The 14,014-nt window shown below is 71.1% G+C and carries 17 protein-coding genes, 1 tRNA gene and 1 pseudogene; 13 read left to right on the forward strand and 6 right to left on the reverse strand.

Going from position 1 to position 14,014, the window contains the following annotated elements; translation table 11 throughout:
- Positions 1-298 precede the first annotated feature (298 nt).
- The 7 genes from clpS (at position 299) to ABD335_RS07220 (ending at position 4,441) form a co-directional block, all read left to right on the forward strand.
- The gene (gene clpS, locus ABD335_RS07190) at positions 299-544 is read left to right on the forward strand and encodes an ATP-dependent Clp protease adapter ClpS (protein WP_344321344.1); all 246 of its coding nucleotides are present in this window, start codon (positions 299-301) and stop codon (positions 542-544) included.
- A complete protein-coding gene (locus ABD335_RS07195) occupies positions 544-1,164 on the forward strand; it encodes a DUF2017 domain-containing protein (protein ID WP_344321258.1) in 621 nt (206 codons plus the stop codon). Before clpS ends, ABD335_RS07195 begins: the two co-directional genes overlap by 1 nt.
- Before the next feature lie 155 nt (positions 1,165-1,319).
- Entirely contained in the window at positions 1,320-1,751 is a 432-nt protein-coding gene (locus ABD335_RS07200; protein WP_344321259.1) for a M67 family metallopeptidase, read from the forward strand.
- Between the two features lie 101 nt (positions 1,752-1,852).
- Positions 1,853-1,984 carry a putative leader peptide gene (locus tag ABD335_RS07205; protein WP_344321260.1) on the forward strand — a complete coding sequence of 44 codons (132 nt, stop codon included), beginning with the start codon at positions 1,853-1,855 and terminating at the stop codon, positions 1,982-1,984.
- A gap of 97 nt (positions 1,985-2,081) precedes the next feature.
- A complete protein-coding gene (locus ABD335_RS07210; RefSeq protein WP_344321261.1) occupies positions 2,082-2,360 on the forward strand; it encodes a MoaD/ThiS family protein in 279 nt (92 codons plus the stop codon).
- Positions 2,360-3,310, forward strand: coding sequence for a PLP-dependent cysteine synthase family protein (locus ABD335_RS07215; protein ID WP_344321262.1), 951 nt, complete (start codon positions 2,360-2,362; stop codon positions 3,308-3,310). Before ABD335_RS07210 ends, ABD335_RS07215 begins: the two co-directional genes overlap by 1 nt.
- Before the next feature lie 375 nt (positions 3,311-3,685).
- Positions 3,686-4,441 carry an MBL fold metallo-hydrolase gene (locus ABD335_RS07220; protein ID WP_344321263.1) on the forward strand — a complete coding sequence of 252 codons (756 nt, stop codon included), beginning with the start codon at positions 3,686-3,688 and terminating at the stop codon, positions 4,439-4,441.
- A gap of 105 nt (positions 4,442-4,546) precedes the next feature.
- On the opposite strand, the gene ABD335_RS07225 is transcribed toward ABD335_RS07220, so the two are convergent.
- Positions 4,547-5,818: a PTS transporter subunit EIIC gene (locus ABD335_RS07225; RefSeq protein WP_344321264.1), complete on the reverse strand. Its 1,272-nt coding sequence runs from the start codon at positions 5,816-5,818 to the stop codon at positions 4,547-4,549.
- Positions 5,819-6,022: 204 nt separating this feature from the next.
- Here ABD335_RS07225 and ABD335_RS07230 point away from each other — a divergent pair.
- From ABD335_RS07230 to rdgB, 4 genes and pseudogenes are all read left to right on the forward strand, one after another.
- Positions 6,023-6,271 (forward strand): annotated as a pseudogene (locus tag ABD335_RS07230) (PTS sugar transporter subunit IIB); the annotation flags it as partial.
- Between the two features lie 76 nt (positions 6,272-6,347).
- Positions 6,348-7,076, forward strand: coding sequence for a ribonuclease PH (rph, locus tag ABD335_RS07235; RefSeq protein ID WP_344321265.1), 729 nt, complete (start codon positions 6,348-6,350; stop codon positions 7,074-7,076).
- A 144-nt stretch (positions 7,077-7,220) separates the two neighbouring features.
- Positions 7,221-7,598 (forward strand): hypothetical protein, encoded by a 378-nt coding sequence (locus tag ABD335_RS07240; protein WP_344321266.1) that lies wholly within the window; start codon positions 7,221-7,223, stop codon positions 7,596-7,598.
- 81 nt (positions 7,599-7,679) lie between these two features.
- Complete coding sequence (gene rdgB / locus ABD335_RS07245) at positions 7,680-8,285, forward strand: RdgB/HAM1 family non-canonical purine NTP pyrophosphatase (RefSeq protein ID WP_344321267.1); 606 nt, start codon at positions 7,680-7,682, stop codon at positions 8,283-8,285.
- Positions 8,286-8,367: 82 nt separating this feature from the next.
- On the opposite strand, the gene ABD335_RS07250 is transcribed toward rdgB, so the two are convergent.
- The 4 genes from ABD335_RS07250 to bcp form a co-directional block, all read right to left on the reverse strand.
- A tRNA-Leu gene (locus ABD335_RS07250) sits at positions 8,368-8,454 on the reverse strand.
- A gap of 48 nt (positions 8,455-8,502) precedes the next feature.
- Positions 8,503-9,357, reverse strand: a complete 855-nt coding sequence (locus ABD335_RS07255; protein WP_344321268.1) for an HNH endonuclease — start codon at positions 9,355-9,357, stop codon at positions 8,503-8,505.
- Between the two features lie 115 nt (positions 9,358-9,472).
- A complete protein-coding gene (locus ABD335_RS07260) occupies positions 9,473-9,736 on the reverse strand; it encodes a hypothetical protein (protein ID WP_344321269.1) in 264 nt (87 codons plus the stop codon).
- Positions 9,737-9,890: 154 nt separating this feature from the next.
- Positions 9,891-10,358, reverse strand: a complete 468-nt coding sequence (bcp, locus tag ABD335_RS07265) for a thioredoxin-dependent thiol peroxidase (RefSeq protein WP_344321270.1) — start codon at positions 10,356-10,358, stop codon at positions 9,891-9,893.
- A 185-nt stretch (positions 10,359-10,543) separates the two neighbouring features.
- On the opposite strand from bcp, the gene ABD335_RS07270 reads away from it, so the two are divergent.
- Entirely contained in the window at positions 10,544-10,861 is a 318-nt protein-coding gene (locus ABD335_RS07270; protein WP_344321271.1) for a DUF3618 domain-containing protein, read from the forward strand.
- Between the two features lie 63 nt (positions 10,862-10,924).
- A complete protein-coding gene (locus ABD335_RS07275; RefSeq protein ID WP_344321345.1) occupies positions 10,925-11,227 on the forward strand; it encodes a GroES family chaperonin in 303 nt (100 codons plus the stop codon).
- A 49-nt stretch (positions 11,228-11,276) separates the two neighbouring features.
- Here ABD335_RS07275 and ABD335_RS07280 read toward each other — a convergent pair whose 3' ends face one another.
- Complete coding sequence (locus tag ABD335_RS07280; RefSeq protein WP_344321272.1) at positions 11,277-13,751, reverse strand: transglycosylase domain-containing protein; 2,475 nt, start codon at positions 13,749-13,751, stop codon at positions 11,277-11,279.
- Positions 13,752-14,014: the final 263 nt, after the last annotated feature.

Raw genomic sequence — 14,014 nt, forward strand, 5'->3', positions numbered from 1 at the left:
CTCCAATCTCGTCAAAGTGACGATATCCGTTCCCGGGGTGTGGCGGCGCCTCCGCCGGCCCGTTTGCGTGTCCACCCGGGGCGGGTGGCAGCATGGAACCGTGAGCGACGACACACGCCGGACACCGATGCCCCCCGCCGTGCCCGCGCCGCACCTCGTGGCGTGCCGCACCGCCGGACCGGACCGGGCGACCGGGACCGTCCCGCGCCCGGAGGCCGCCCACGGAGCCCTCGCGTCGGTCGCCCCCACGGAGCCCACCGAGACCACGCGCCCGGAGTCGGACGAGGCGCCCTGGGCGGTGGCCGAACCGGACGTCCCGTGGGTCACGGTCGTCCACAACGACCCGGTGAACCTGATGAGTTACGTGACCTACGTGTTCCAGACCTACTTCGGGTACCCCAAGGAGAAGGCCAGAAAGCTGATGTTGGACGTCCACCACAAGGGGCGCGCGGTCGTCTCCAGCGGCACCCGCGAGGAGATGGAACGCGACGTACAGGCCATGCACGGCTACGGCCTGTGGGCGACCCTCCAGCAGGACCGCTGATGCCCGGACTCTTCGAACCCGCCGCCACCGTCCCCGGAGGGGCCTCCGTCGCGCTCGACGAGGTCGAGATCTCCATCCTGCGCAGCCTCACCGTCCAGCTCCTGGAACTGATCGGCCCCGGTCCCGGAGACGAGACCGCCGGGGGCGCCGGGCAGGACCCGCTGGCCGCCCTGATGGCCGACGGCCCCAGCGAGCCGCCCTCCGACCCGGCGCTCGCCCGCCTCTTCCCGGACGCCTACGGCGGCCCCGGCGCCGCGTCCGACGAGCGGACGCGGGCCGCCTCGGCGGAGTTCCGCCGCTACACCGAGAACGAACTGCGCGCCCGCAAGCGCGAGGACGGCCTCGCCGTCGTACGCGCCCTGGACGAACTCGTCTCCGGCTCCGCCGACGAGACGGTCGGTGGCGCGGTCCTCACCCTCACCCCCGAGCAGGCGCGGCAGTGGCTGGGCGCGCTCAACGACCTGCGGCTGGCGATCGGCGCCCGCCTGGAACTCGCCGACGACAAGGACGGCGACGAGCTGTACGCCCTGCCGGACGGCGATCCGCGCAAGCCGATCGCGATGGCCTACCTGTGGCTGGGCGCCCTGCAGGAATCCCTGGTGGAGACGTTGACGCCCTGAGCGGAGCGGCTTCGGCACGCTCGGTGACCGGAGGGCGGCCGACTCGCGGTCCCCCGTGTTCGACCGCGGAGTCCGCACCCCGCCACCGGGCCCCGCCCGCACCGTCCACCGACGCGGGCGGGGCCCGTCCATTCGCCCTGCTTATGCTGTCGTCCATGCTGACCATCACCCAGGAGCTGCACGACAAGATCGTCGCGCACGCCCGGCAGGACCACCCCGACGAGGCCTGCGGCGTCGTCGCGGGCCCGGCCGGCAGCGACCGGCCCGAGCGCTTCATCCCCATGCTGAACGCCGCCCGCTCCCCGACGTTCTACGAGTTCGACTCCGGTGACCTGCTCAAGCTCTACCGCGAGATGGACGACCGCGACGAGGAACCCGTCGTCATCTACCACTCGCACACGGCCACCGAGGCGTACCCCTCGCGCACCGACGTCGCCTACGCCAACGAGCCCGGCGCCCACTACGTGTTGGTCTCCACCGCCGAGTGCGGCAACGACGAGGGCCCCTTCTCCTTCCGCTCCTTCCGCATCGTCGACGGCGAGATCACGGAGGAGGAGGTCAGGATCGTCCCCGCCTACCAGGACTGACACCCGGCCGGAAGGCCGCTCGGGACGACAGGTGAGACGGCACGGTCCGCATCGTGACATGCCCATCCGGATCCCGGGCCGGGAATCGTTACGATGAGCCCATGGTTAACCACGATGTGAGCGACAACCTCCCGGGCGGCGCCCCGGGCACGCTGCTCGTGGCGCGCCTCCACGTGGACCTGTGCCGCCTCACCAGTGCCGCTTGTCGGCGCTGTGACCGCGCCCGCGACTGACCGGGCGACTCCGCGCGGCCCCCACCGGCCGTACCCGCGCACCCCCGCACGGCCCGCACACTTCCCGCTTCTCCGCCTCTCCCACAGGAGCACACCCATGGCCATCGAGGTCCGCATCCCGACCATCCTCCGCACCTACACGGACGGCCAGAAGACCGTCGAGGGCAACGGCGGCACTCTCGCCGAGCTCATCGACGATCTGGAGACCCGCCACGGCGGCATCCGGGAGAGGCTGGTCGAGGGCGGCGAGCTGCGCCGTTTCGTCAACGTCTACCTCAACGACGAGGACGTCCGCTTCCTCGACGGGATCTCCACCAAGCTGAACGACGGCGACAGCGTCACCATCCTCCCCGCGGTCGCCGGAGGAATGCGCTGATGCGCTACGACTCGCCGATCGCCGCGGTGGGCAACACCCCCCTGGTGCTCCTGCCGCGGCTCTCCCCCGCCGAGAACGTCCGCATCTGGGCCAAGCTGGAGGACCGCAACCCCACCGGCTCGATCAAGGACCGCCCGGCCCTCCACATGATCGAGCAGGCCGAGAAGGACGGCCGGCTCACCCCCGGCTGCACCATCCTCGAACCCACCTCCGGCAACACCGGCATCTCGCTGGCCATGGCGGCCAAGCTCAAGGGCTACCGCATGGTCTGCGTCATGCCGGAGAACACCAGCGAGGAACGCCGCCAGCTGCTGGCCATGTGGGGCGCCGAGATCATCTCCTCCCCGGCCGCCGGAGGCTCCAACACCGCCGTCCGCGTCGCCAAGGAACTGGCCGCCGAGCACCCCGACTGGGTCATGCTCTACCAGTACGGCAACCCCGACAACGCCGGCGCCCACTACACCGGCACCGGGCCCGAGATCTACGCCGACCTGCCCTCCATCACCCACTTCGTCGCCGGCCTCGGCACCACCGGCACCCTGATGGGCGCGGGCCGCTACCTGCGCGAGAAGGTCCCCGGCATCCAGATCGTCGCCGCCGAGCCGCGCTACGACGACCTCGTCTACGGCCTGCGCAACCTCGACGAGGGCTTCGTGCCCGAGCTGTACGACGAGACCGTCCTCACCACCCGCTACTCCGTCGGCTCCGAGGACGCCGTCACCCGCACCCGTGAACTCCTCGCCCAGGAGGGCATCTTCGCGGGCGTCTCCACCGGCGCGGCCCTGCACGCCGCCATCGGCGTCGGCCGCAAGGCCCTGAAGGCCGGCCAGAGCGCCGACATCGTCTTCATCGTCGCCGACGGAGGCTGGAAGTACCTCTCCACCGGCATCTACACCGCGCCCACCACCGAAGCGGCCGTCGAGGCACTCCACGGACAGCTCTGGGCGTGAGCCCCGCGACGACCTCCGCGTGACACTCCCCACGGGGACGCGCGCGGAGCCCGCCGCGCCACCTTCCGCGCGGCGCGTCCGCCCCGCCGCCCCGCTCCCCGCCGCCCCCGCGCGGCCGGGAGCGGCGGCGCACCCCCACTCGCCGGCACCCGACACGCCCCGCCGGGACACGCCCGCCGCCCCACCCTCCGCAGCCCGACGCCGCCCCCGGACGACCGGCCACAACTCCCCGTCCACAGCGCCGTCCACGGCCCCACGGCCCTACCCCGCCCTGGTGATTCCGCCCACAACGGCGCCCCACCGAGGAGCCACCGGCCGTCGTGCGCCTTACGCTCAGGTAACCCCTCTTCCCGGGCCACGGAGGTTCCTTCCCCTATGAAGCTCACCGTCGTCGGCTGCTCGGGATCGTTCCCGTCCGCGGAATCGGCCTGTTCGAGCTACCTCGTCGAGGCCGACGGCTACCGGCTCCTGATCGACATGGGAAACGGTGCCCTCGGCGAACTCCAGCGCCACTGCGGCCTCTACGACCTCGACGCCATCGTCCTCAGCCATCTCCACGCCGACCACTGCATCGACATGTGCGCGTACTTCGTGGCCCGGTACTACCGGTTCGAGGGCGGTCGCTGCGAGGCCATCCCCGTCCACGGCCCCAAGGGCACCGAACAGCGGCTGACCACGGCCTACGCCGACACCCCGTCCGACACCTCCATGAGCGAGGTGTTCGACTTCCACGACCTGGCCCCCGCGAGCACCATCCGGCTCGGACCGCTCACCGTCCACGCCGACCTGGTGCGTCACCCGGTGGAGACCTACGGCTTCCGCATCGAGCACAACGGCAGGACCCTCGCCTACTCCGGCGACACCGGCCCCTGCGACGCGCTCACCGGCCTGGCCCGCCACGCCGACCTCTTCCTGTGCGAGGCGTCCTTCACCGACGGCAAGGAAGACCTCCCCGAACTCCACCTCAACGGACGGGAAGCCGGGGAGTTCGCCCGGAAGGCCGGAGTCGAACGCCTGGTGCTCACCCACATCCCGCCGTGGACCGATCCCCGGGTCAACCTGCGCGACGCCCGGGCCGCGTTCGGCGGCCCCGTGGAACTCGCCCACCCCGGAACCGTGTACGAACTCTGAACCGGGTAGACGAACGAACGACGGCCGCCCGCGGAAACCCACGCCCCGCGGGCGGCCGTCGCACGTTCCACCAGGGCGCTCCCGGCACCCCACGCCTCGTCCCGCCTACGCCCTGTACTGCGCCTTCTCCATCTCCTCCGCCTCCTCCTCCGGCTCCCGGCCCGGCGTCGGCAGATCGAACCTGAGGATCGCGAAACGGAAGACGACGTAGTACACCACCGCGAAGCACAGCCCGAGCACCACCAGCAGCCAGGGCCGGGTCGCGATGCCCAGGTTCAACAGGAAGTCGATCGCGCCGGCCGAGAAACCGAAACCGTCCCGCGCCCCCAACGCCCAGCTCAACGCCATCGACAGGCCGGTCAGCACCGCGTGGACCACGTACAGCGCCGGCGCGATGAACATGAACGTGAACTCGATCGGCTCGGTCACACCGGTGACGAAGGCGGTCAGCGCGACGGAGAACATCATCCCGCCCACCACCTTGCGGCGCTCGGGCCGCGCGCAGTGGTAGATCGCCAGACAGGCCGCCGGAAGGGCGAACATCATGATCGGGAAGAACCCCGTCATGAACTGCCCGGCCGTCGGGTCCCCGTGCAGGAACCGGGCGATGTCGCCCTGGTAGCGCACCCCGTCGTCCTCGTGGGAACCGGCCTGGAACCACGGGAACGAGTTCAACAGGTGGTGCATCCCGACCGGGATCAGCGCCCGGTTGGCCACCCCGAAGATCCCCGCGCCCACCGCGCCGGACCCCACCAGCCACTCGCCGAAACCGTGGATCGCGCCCCCGAGCACCGGCCAGGCGTACCCGAAGAGGACGCCCAGGACCAGCCCCGCGAAGGACGCCAGGATCGGCACCAGCCGGCGGCCCCCGAAGAACCCCAGCCAGTCCGGCAGCTTCTTGCGGTGGTACCGCTGGTAGAGCAGGGCCACGACGAGGCCCATGACCACACCGCCCAGCACCCCCGCGTCCGCGGGCTGCGGCACGCCGTCCTCCGGCGGCAGGTTGGGATCGACGAAGGCGGCCATCACCTGCCGGAAGACCAGATAGCCCACCACCGCCGCCAGTCCCGTCGAGCCGTCCGCCCGCTTGGCGAAGCCGACCGCGATGCCCACGGCGAACAGCAGCGGCAGGTTGTCCAGCAGCGCCCCGCCGCCCGCCGCCAGGAACTCGGCCACACGGTTGACGGCGGCCGGAAAGCCCTCCCGGCCGAGCATGTCCTGTTGCCCCAGACGGACCATCAGGGCCGCCGCGGGCAGCGTGGCGATGGGCAGCATCAGACTGCGGCCGATGCGCTGGGCCACCGCCATCGCCTGCGATCCGCGGCCCGAACCGCCCCTCGTGCTGTCGGCGGACGCGGGAACATCGGCCGTGGACATCGGCTTCCTCCTGTGGGACCGGGAACGGCGGAACCGCGTGATCCACCCGCCGGAACGGTTCGGACCACGTGAGATGCCCTCTCGCGGGACGGGCATACCGTAGGTTAATGTGCCAATCCGGTCAGACAGGGGAAGCCGCCGCCGCAACGCCACGCACGACACCGCACGACATCGCACGAACGGCAGCGGAGACGAAGCGAACGGAGACGAGGAGAGAAGATGGCCAGCAAGGCAGAGAACATCGTCGCCGGGCTCGGAGGCATCGACAACATCATCGAAATCGAAGGCTGCATCACCCGCCTCCGCACCGAGGTCGAAGACCCCTCCCTCATCGACGAGACCGCCCTCAAGGCCGCCGGCGCCCACGGCGTCGTCAAAATGGGCTCCGCCATCCAGGTCGTCATCGGCACCGACGCCGACCCCATCGCCGCCGAAATCGAAGACATGATGTAACCCCCGGCCCCACCCCCGCCCCCGCCCCGCGCCCACCCGGAACGGGCCCACCGCCCACCCGACTAGGCTCGCCCCCATGTCACGCATCGACGGCCGCACAGCCGAACAACTCCGCCCCGTCACCATCGAACGCGGCTGGAGCAAACACGCCGAAGGCTCCGTCCTCATCGCCTTCGGCGACACCAAGGTCCTCTGCACCGCCAGCCTCACCGAAGGCGTACCGCGCTGGCGCAAGGGCAGCGGTGAAGGCTGGATCACCGCCGAATACGCCATGCTGCCCCGCTCCACCAACACCCGCGGCGACCGCGAATCCGTCCGGGGCCGCATCGGCGGACGCACCCACGAGATCTCCCGCCTCATCGGCCGCTCGCTCCGCGCCGTCGTCGACCTCAAGGCCCTCGGCGAGAACACCATCGTCCTCGACTGCGACGTCCTCCAGGCCGACGGCGGCACCCGCACCGCCGCCATCACCGGCGCCTACGTCGCCCTCGCCGACGCCATCACCTGGGCCCGCGACAACAAACTCGTCCGCGCCAAGGCCCAACCCCTCACCGGCACCGTCTCCGCCGTCAGCGTCGGCATCGTCGACGGCACCCCCCTCCTCGACCTCCGCTACGAAGAGGACGTCAACGCCGAAACCGACATGAACGTCGTCTGCACCGGCGACGGCCGCTTCGTCGAGGTCCAGGGCACCGCCGAAGGCCAACCCTTCGCCCGCACCGAACTCGACACCCTCCTCGACCTCGCCGTCGCCGGCTGCGCCCGACTCGACGAGATCCAACGTCAGGCCCTGTCCACCCCGTGACGCCGATCACGCGGCGACGGCACATCGCGAACCCCGCGCCACCGCGGGGAACTTTGCGAGCGCTTTACACGTCCTAGGAGACGCGGGCCGTACGGGTCGAGCCGTACGGCCCGTCCAGGTGCCCGCCCGAACCGAGAGGACACCATGCGCCGCCGGACCACCCTCGCCGCCCTCGCACCCCTCGCCCTCGCCCTGCCCCTGCTGGGCTGCAGCGCCGTCCAGAACGCACTGGACTGCGCCAACACCGCCGTCGTCATCGTCGACAGCGCCAACGACCTCCAGCAGGCCGTCTCCGACGGAGCCGAGAACCCCGCCGAGATCGACCGGTCCCTCGACCGCATCGACCAGAACCTCGACAAGATCGGCGAGAGCACCGACGGCGGCGACGTCGGCAAGGTCGTCGAAGACCTCCGGCGGGCCGTCGACAACGCCCGCACCGCCGCCGACAACGGCGAGGCCCCCGACGTCACGCCCGTCGTCGACGCCGCCGACGAGCTCTCCAAGGTCTGCACACCCAACTGACCCGAACGGGCCGGCTCGGAAGGGGCTCCGGAACTCCGAAGAAGGGGGCGTCCATCCGGGCGGGACGGATAATCGGTCCCCATGAGCAAGCGCCTGATCCTCGCCACCCGCAACGCGCACAAGGTCCGCGAACTGGAGGCCATCCTGGCCTCCGCCGGACTCGACGTCGACCTCGTCGGCGCCGACGCCTACCCCGAAGTCCCCGACATCAAGGAGACCGGCCTCACCTTCGCCGAGAACGCCCTCCTCAAGGCCCGCACCCTCGCCCAGGCCACCGGAGTCCCCGCGGTCGCCGACGACTCCGGCCTCTGCGTCGACGTTCTCGGCGGAGCCCCCGGCATCTTCTCCGCCCGCTGGTCCGGACGGCACGGCGACGACAAGGCCAACCTGGAACTGCTCCTCGCCCAGCTCGCCGACATCGACCACCCCCACCGCACCGCCCACTTCGCCTGCGCGGCGGCCCTGGCCCTCCCCGACGGCACCGAACGCGTCGTCGAGGGCCGCCTCCCGGGCACCCTCCGCCACGAACCCTCCGGCACGGGCGGCTTCGGCTACGACCCCATCCTCCAGCCCGACGGCGACACCCGCACCTGCGCCGAACTCTCCCCGGAGGAGAAGAACGCCATCAGCCACCGCGGCCACGCGTTCCGCGCCCTGGCCCCGGTGATCAGGGAGCTGTTGGGCTGATCGCCGGTCCGTGGAGATGATCCCGCCGACGACGCCGAAGGCCCGGCCCACCGAGCCGGGCCTTCGATTTCAAGGAAAAATATGGTGCGGCCGGTGGGATTCGAACCCACACGGGGAAATCCCCACTGGGACCTAAACCCAGCATGACTGCCAGTTCCATCACGGCCGCTGGTCGCCGTCCATCGTACCGGTTGGGTCGCCCCCGGAGGGGCGGCGGTCACGCGGCTCCTCGCCGGTTTCGGCGGCACCATGTCCCCGTGGTCGCATGGCAGTTCGGGCACAGATAGCGCAGGTTCTCGCGTCGGTTGTCGTGCGGGGCGCCGTTGACGTGATCGATCTGGAGCGTCATGGGCACCCCGAGCCACTCGCCCTGGTTACCGCACAGAACGCATCGGTAGGGCACGCCGATCTCGTCCAGGGCCCGGCGCAGCCGGGCATGGTTCGTGCGGGGAGTTCCCTCGGGGCGCGTCCGCAGTACTTCGTCGGCGATCCTTTTCGGTGCCTTGGGTCGCATCTCACGCCGAGTGCGCCGCTTGAAATGGGAGGTGTCCAACCCGAGCCGGGCCACGTGTCGGTGTACCCGCCGGTGATTCGCGTCATTGACCGGAAGCCCCAGGCGACGCATGACGTCGGCGTAACCGGTAATGCCGGAAACGGCTTCCCGAAGCGGTGCCTCGGGGATGGATTTCCGTGCGTGCGTGAAGTGCGAGGTGTCGACGCCCAGTTCGGTGAGCATGCGACGCAGCGCGGCACGCGATCTGCCGTCGTCGGGAACGCCCAGGGCGCGAACGCTGGACGCGGACACTGCGGCTTTCCTCACCTCCTCGGGCGTGAGCGGAAGGTCGACCCGAGGACGGTGCAGCGCGGGGATGTGACCGGTGTCGATTCCGGCGGCGGCGATACGGCGCCGGATGTGGGAAAGCGTTCCCGTCGCGGGCGTCGCACCGAGCTTGGCCACGACCTCGCGCAAGGTGGTCGAGCTCGCAACGGCCTCGGCGATCGCCGTATCGGTGTACTTCCGCCAGGGGCTCCGCTGTGTGAAGTGACCGGTGTCGATATCGTGCTCGCTCACGAGTCTCTGGAGAGCGCGGCGCCTTCCCCCATTGGACGGGACACCCAGCGCGCGCATGAGATCAGCCCAGGTCGACGAGCGGGCCACGGCCTCGACGAGGGTCTCGCGTGGGACATCAGCCGGCATGGTGCCCCGCGAACAGCGCTTTCGCGCGTGCCGGGCGCCCCAGGGCGAGTCGGTCGCCGAGAGAGCCCTCGGGCCGGCGCGGGCGTACGGGCGTGAAGTGCGAGGTGTCGATGCCCCACCGTTCCGGCAGCGCGCGGACGTGTCCGCGTCCGCCGCTCGTCGGTGGCGCGCCGAGGCGGGTGATCGCCTCGGAGAGCGTCGTCGACGCGCGGACGGCGTCGGTCGGTGCCTCGCGGGTGTAGCGGACGGCCACGGCCCCTCCCCCTGTTCCCTGGCGCTCGGAGTCCGCCGTGTTCGGTCGTGTGTCGCGGACTCGTACTGGTCAACGAGTCCGGTGACGGTCGGTTACGCCGGTCGGCCGGGGAGGGTCGGAGGAGGGACAGGGGAGGGGCCGGGGAGGGGAGGCGTCAGAGTGCGAGGTCCCTGATCAGCTTGGCGACGTGGCCCGTGGCCTTGACGTTGTACAGGGCCCGCTCGACCTTCCCCTCCTCGTCGACGATCACCGTGGAGCGGATGACGCCGGTGACGGTCTTGCCGTAGAGCTTCTTCTCGCCGAAGGCGCCGTACGCCTCCAGGACCTTCTTGTCCGGGTCGGCGACGAGGGTGACCTTCAGGTTCTCCTTCTCGCGGAACCTGGCGAGCTTCTCGGGCTTGTCGGGGGAGACGCCGATCACGTCGTAGCCCGCGCCGGCGAGGAGGTCGAGGTTGTCGGTGAAGTCGCACGCCTGCTTGGTGCAGCCGGGGGTCAGCGCGGCGGGGTAGAAGTAGACGATGACCTTGCGCCCGGCGTAGTCCGAGAGCGAGACGGGGTTTCCGTCGGCGTCGGGCAGGGTGAAGGCGGGGGCGGTGTCGCCGGGCTGCAGTCGCTCGCTCATCGGTGCTCCTCGGGCGGGGGTTCTCTCGGGGCCGTTACCGCTTCGAAGCCTAGTCACGGTGTGTGCCGGGGGTGGCGTGGGGCACCGGACGGAACGGAGCTGCCAAACTGTCCGGTAGCCGAATCCCCGGTACGTGGCAGCCCGGGTGGGGCAGATGAGACGTACGAGACGACGGAGGCAGTGCGGTGTCGGAAGCCAGGACCCCGGCGGAGATCGAGGCGGCGATCGTCCGCAGGCGGCAGGAGCTCGCCGCGACGCTGGACGAGCTGGCGGTGCGGGTGCATCCGAGGACGATCGCGGGCGACGCGAAGGCGCGGGCGGTCGCGGTCGTGGACCGCACGGCGGGTCGGGCGTACGTGGCGGTGAACCGCGCGGTGTCGGACGCGCGGGAGAAGTTCGTGGACGAGGACGGGCGGCCGCGGATGGGGCGGATCGTGCCGGTGGCGTTGGTGGCGGTCGGGGTGGTCGGGCTGTTGGTGTCGGCTCGGCGTCGTCGTCGGTAGTGGCTGAGATACGGTCGTACCGTGAGTTCCCAGACGTCCCACCACGACAAGCTACCCATCCGGATGCTGCATGACCGGGTGCTGGTTCGTACCGACAATCCGGAGGGCGAGCGCCGTTCTTCCGGCGGCATCGTCATTCCCGCGACGGCGGCGGTCGGCCGCAGGCTGAGCTGGGCCGAAGTGGTCGCCGTCGGGCAGAGCGTACGGACGGTGGAGCCCGGTGACCGTGTGCTCTACGACCCGGCGGACCGTGCCGAGGTGGAGGTGCGGGGGGTCGCGTACGTGCTGATGCGCGAGCGTGATCTGCACGCCGTGGCGGCCGAGCGGTTGCAGGGGTCCGAGGACTCCACCGGTCTGTATCTGTGAGGGAGGGTCCGGCCCGCGGGAGTGGGCCGGACCGTGTTCCGACCGTGTCCTACCGGGGGGCGCTCGTCGCGCCGCTCGGGGTCGGGGTCGGCCGGGGGGTGCCGCTGGGGGCGGCGCTCCTCTCGTGGCCGTCGCGGTCGCCGCGGCCGTCCTCGTCGTCCGCCGTGCCCTTGTCGTTCCCGCCGCCGCCGTCGCCGCCCTTCCCGTCGTCCTCGCGGTGGCCCCGGCGGTCCTTGTCGCCGTGGCCGCGGTCGTTCCGTTCGTCGGCCCGGTCGCGTTCTCTCTCGCTTCCTCTGTCGCTTCCGTTGTCGCGCCTTTTGTCGCGGTCCTCGCGGGGATCTCCGTCGCCGTTCCGGCCGTCCGGGTTCCCCCGGTCGTCCGGGGTCGGGGCCGGTCCCCGCGCTCCGTCGGTTCCGTCGGTGGCGGCGTCCTCGCCGTCGTCCGGTTCGAGGGTGGGGGAGTCGTCCGGTTCGTCGGTCACCTGGGTGGGGTCGGTGTCGGGTGAGGCGTCCTCGGAGGGGTCGGGGGACGCCTTGGGGACGCGGTGCTTTCCGCCGGGCTTGAGTTCGAAGTTCTTCACGGGGCTGCCCTGGAGGGCCCGGGCGGTGTAGGCGGCCCAGATCCGGGAGGGGAAGTCGGCCCCGTTGACGCGGGCGAGTCCGCCGGCGCCGTAGAGGGACTTGTGGACGCCGGTCCGGGGGTCCTGGCCCATGACGGCGACGACGGTGGCCAGGTCGGGGGTGTAGCCGGCGAACCAGGCGGCTCGGTCCTCCTCGGCGGTGCCGGTCTTGCCGGCGGCGGGGCGGCCGGCGGCCTTGACGGTGGCTCCGGTGCCCTTCTCGACGACGCCGCGCAGGACGGCGGTGGTGGCGTCGGCGGTGGCGCGGGAGACGGCCTGTGTGGTGGGGGGCTCGGGGACCCGGACGGGTTCGCCGTCCTGGACGATCTCCTTGACGAGGGTGTGGTCGACGCGTTTGCCGTGGTTGGCGAGGGTCGCGTACGCCTGGGCCATGTCCAGGGTGCTGGGGGAGGCGGTGCCCAGGGAGAGGGAGGCGTGGGCGTCGACGACGCCGGGGGTCCGTTCGGGGAGGCCGAGGGCGAGGGCGGTCTTCTTGACCTTCTCGGGGCCGACGTCCACGCCCATCTGGGCGAAGACGGCGTTGACGGACTTGTTCATGGCGGTGCTGACGGGGATCTTGCCGTAGTCGGCGTCGTCCTCGTTCTCGGGCTTCCACGTGGTGGGTCCGTGGGGTCCGACGACGGTGCGGCCGCTGGTGCCGTCGTAGACGGTGTTGGGGCCGATGCGCTTGCCGTCGCGGGTCCTGGCGCCGTGTTCGAGGGCGGCGGCGTAGACGAACGGCTTGAAGGTGGAGCCGGCCTGGTAGTCGCGGCGGGTGGCGTTGTTGACGAACTGCCGGGTGTAGTCGACGCCGCCGTACAGGGCGACGACCTCGCCGGTGTGGGGGTCGATGGAGGTGGCGCCGGCGCGGACGTAGCGGTCGACCTGGCGTTCGTCGCTGAGCCGGGAGAGGAGTTCCTTCTCCACCGCCTCGACCATGGCCTGTTGTTTGCGGCGGTCGATGGTGGTGGTGATGCGGAAGCCGCCCCGGGAGAGTTGGCGTTCGCTGAGGACGTCGTTGTCGACGAGGTACCGGTTGACGGCTTCGACGATGTAGCCGCGCTGGCCGGAGAGGCCGGTGGGGGGCTTGGCGGGGCCGGGGGTGGGGAAGGTCATGTCGGCGCGTTCGGAGGGCTTGAGCCAGCCTTCGGCGACCATGCCGTTCAGGACGTAGTTCCAGCGGGCGAGGGCGCGTTCCTTGTTCTCGGGGTGGGCGGCGACGTCGTAGAGGTTGGGGGAGTTGAGGAGGGCGGCGAGGTAGGCGCCCTCGGCGGTGGTGAGGTCGGCGGCGTCCTTGGCGTAGTAGGCCTGTGCGGCGGCCTGGATGCCGTAGGAGTTGCGGCCGAAGTAGCTGGTGTTGAGGTAGCCGGCGAGGATCTCGTCCTTGCCGACCTGGCTGTCGAGCTTGAGGGCGATGAAGAACTCCTTGGTCTTGCGGGTGAGGGTCTGTTCCTGCCCGAGGTAGTAGTTCTTCACGTACTGCTGGGTGATGGTGGAGCCGGACTGCTTCCCCTCGCCGCGGAGCATGTTCCAGCCGGCGCGGATCATGGCGGTGACGTCGACGGCGGACTGGTTGTAGAAGTCCCGGTCCTCGGCGGCGAGTACGGCTTGGCGGGTGGTCTCGGGGACGTCCTCCAGGTCGATCTTCTGGCGGTTGATCTCGCCGTCGCGGGCGAGCTGGGTGCCGTCGGAGTAGAGGTAGACGTTGTTCTGGGCGGCGGCGGCCGTGTTGGGCGCGGGGATGTCCACGAGGAGGTAGCCGGCGAGGAAGGCGCCGGAGGCCGCCAGGGCGGTCAGGGCGGCGGCGCCCAGCGCCATCCGCCAGGTGGGCAGCAGTCGCCGGCGGCGGGGGCGCTTCGGGCGTTCCTCGCTCTGCGGCTCCTCGCTGTTCGGCTCCTCGCTCATGGCAGCAGGGCTCCTTGTCGTTATGGCACCTTTGCGGCTTTTCCGTGGATCACCCCATAGGTAACTTTCGCATCATCCGCGCCGGCCGGCGAGACCGAATCACACCTGTGGGGGTGTGTCGGGGGGCCAAGGGGGCGAACGGTTTTTCGGAGCGGCGGATCGTGGCCGGGGGTTCTCCCGGGGAGACGCGCCTCTCGTGCCCGGCCGTCGCCCCGGAGGCCGCCGGGCGCACTCGTCCCGGCCCCGACAACGACGGACGTCCC

This window comes from Streptomyces macrosporus, from assembly GCF_039533145.1.
Lineage (GTDB): Bacteria > Actinomycetota > Actinomycetes > Streptomycetales > Streptomycetaceae > Streptomyces > Streptomyces macrosporus.

What these genes read in the sequence shown, in the direction of transcription:
- rdgB (WP_344321267.1), top strand. Translation starts at nt 7,680, where the DNA reads ATGAGCAAGCGCCTGATCCTCGCCACCCGCAACGCGCACAAGGTCCGC.
- ABD335_RS07280 (WP_344321272.1), bottom strand. Translation starts at nt 13,751, where the DNA reads ATGAGCGAGGAGCCGAACAGCGAGGAGCCGCAGAGCGAGGAACGCCCG.
- bcp (WP_344321270.1), bottom strand. Translation starts at nt 10,358, where the DNA reads ATGAGCGAGCGACTGCAGCCCGGCGACACCGCCCCCGCCTTCACCCTG.
- ABD335_RS07275 (WP_344321345.1), top strand. Translation starts at nt 10,925, where the DNA reads ATGCTGCATGACCGGGTGCTGGTTCGTACCGACAATCCGGAGGGCGAG.
- ABD335_RS07225 (WP_344321264.1), bottom strand. Translation starts at nt 5,818, where the DNA reads ATGTCCACGGCCGATGTTCCCGCGTCCGCCGACAGCACGAGGGGCGGT.
- ABD335_RS07210 (WP_344321261.1), top strand. Translation starts at nt 2,082, where the DNA reads ATGGCCATCGAGGTCCGCATCCCGACCATCCTCCGCACCTACACGGAC.
- ABD335_RS07215 (WP_344321262.1), top strand. Translation starts at nt 2,360, where the DNA reads ATGCGCTACGACTCGCCGATCGCCGCGGTGGGCAACACCCCCCTGGTG.
- ABD335_RS07240 (WP_344321266.1), top strand. Translation starts at nt 7,221, where the DNA reads ATGCGCCGCCGGACCACCCTCGCCGCCCTCGCACCCCTCGCCCTCGCC.
- ABD335_RS07205 (WP_344321260.1), top strand. Translation starts at nt 1,853, where the DNA reads ATGGTTAACCACGATGTGAGCGACAACCTCCCGGGCGGCGCCCCGGGC.
- rph (WP_344321265.1), top strand. Translation starts at nt 6,348, where the DNA reads ATGTCACGCATCGACGGCCGCACAGCCGAACAACTCCGCCCCGTCACC.
- ABD335_RS07220 (WP_344321263.1), top strand. Translation starts at nt 3,686, where the DNA reads ATGAAGCTCACCGTCGTCGGCTGCTCGGGATCGTTCCCGTCCGCGGAA.
- ABD335_RS07200 (WP_344321259.1), top strand. Translation starts at nt 1,320, where the DNA reads ATGCTGACCATCACCCAGGAGCTGCACGACAAGATCGTCGCGCACGCC.
- ABD335_RS07195 (WP_344321258.1), top strand. Translation starts at nt 544, where the DNA reads ATGCCCGGACTCTTCGAACCCGCCGCCACCGTCCCCGGAGGGGCCTCC.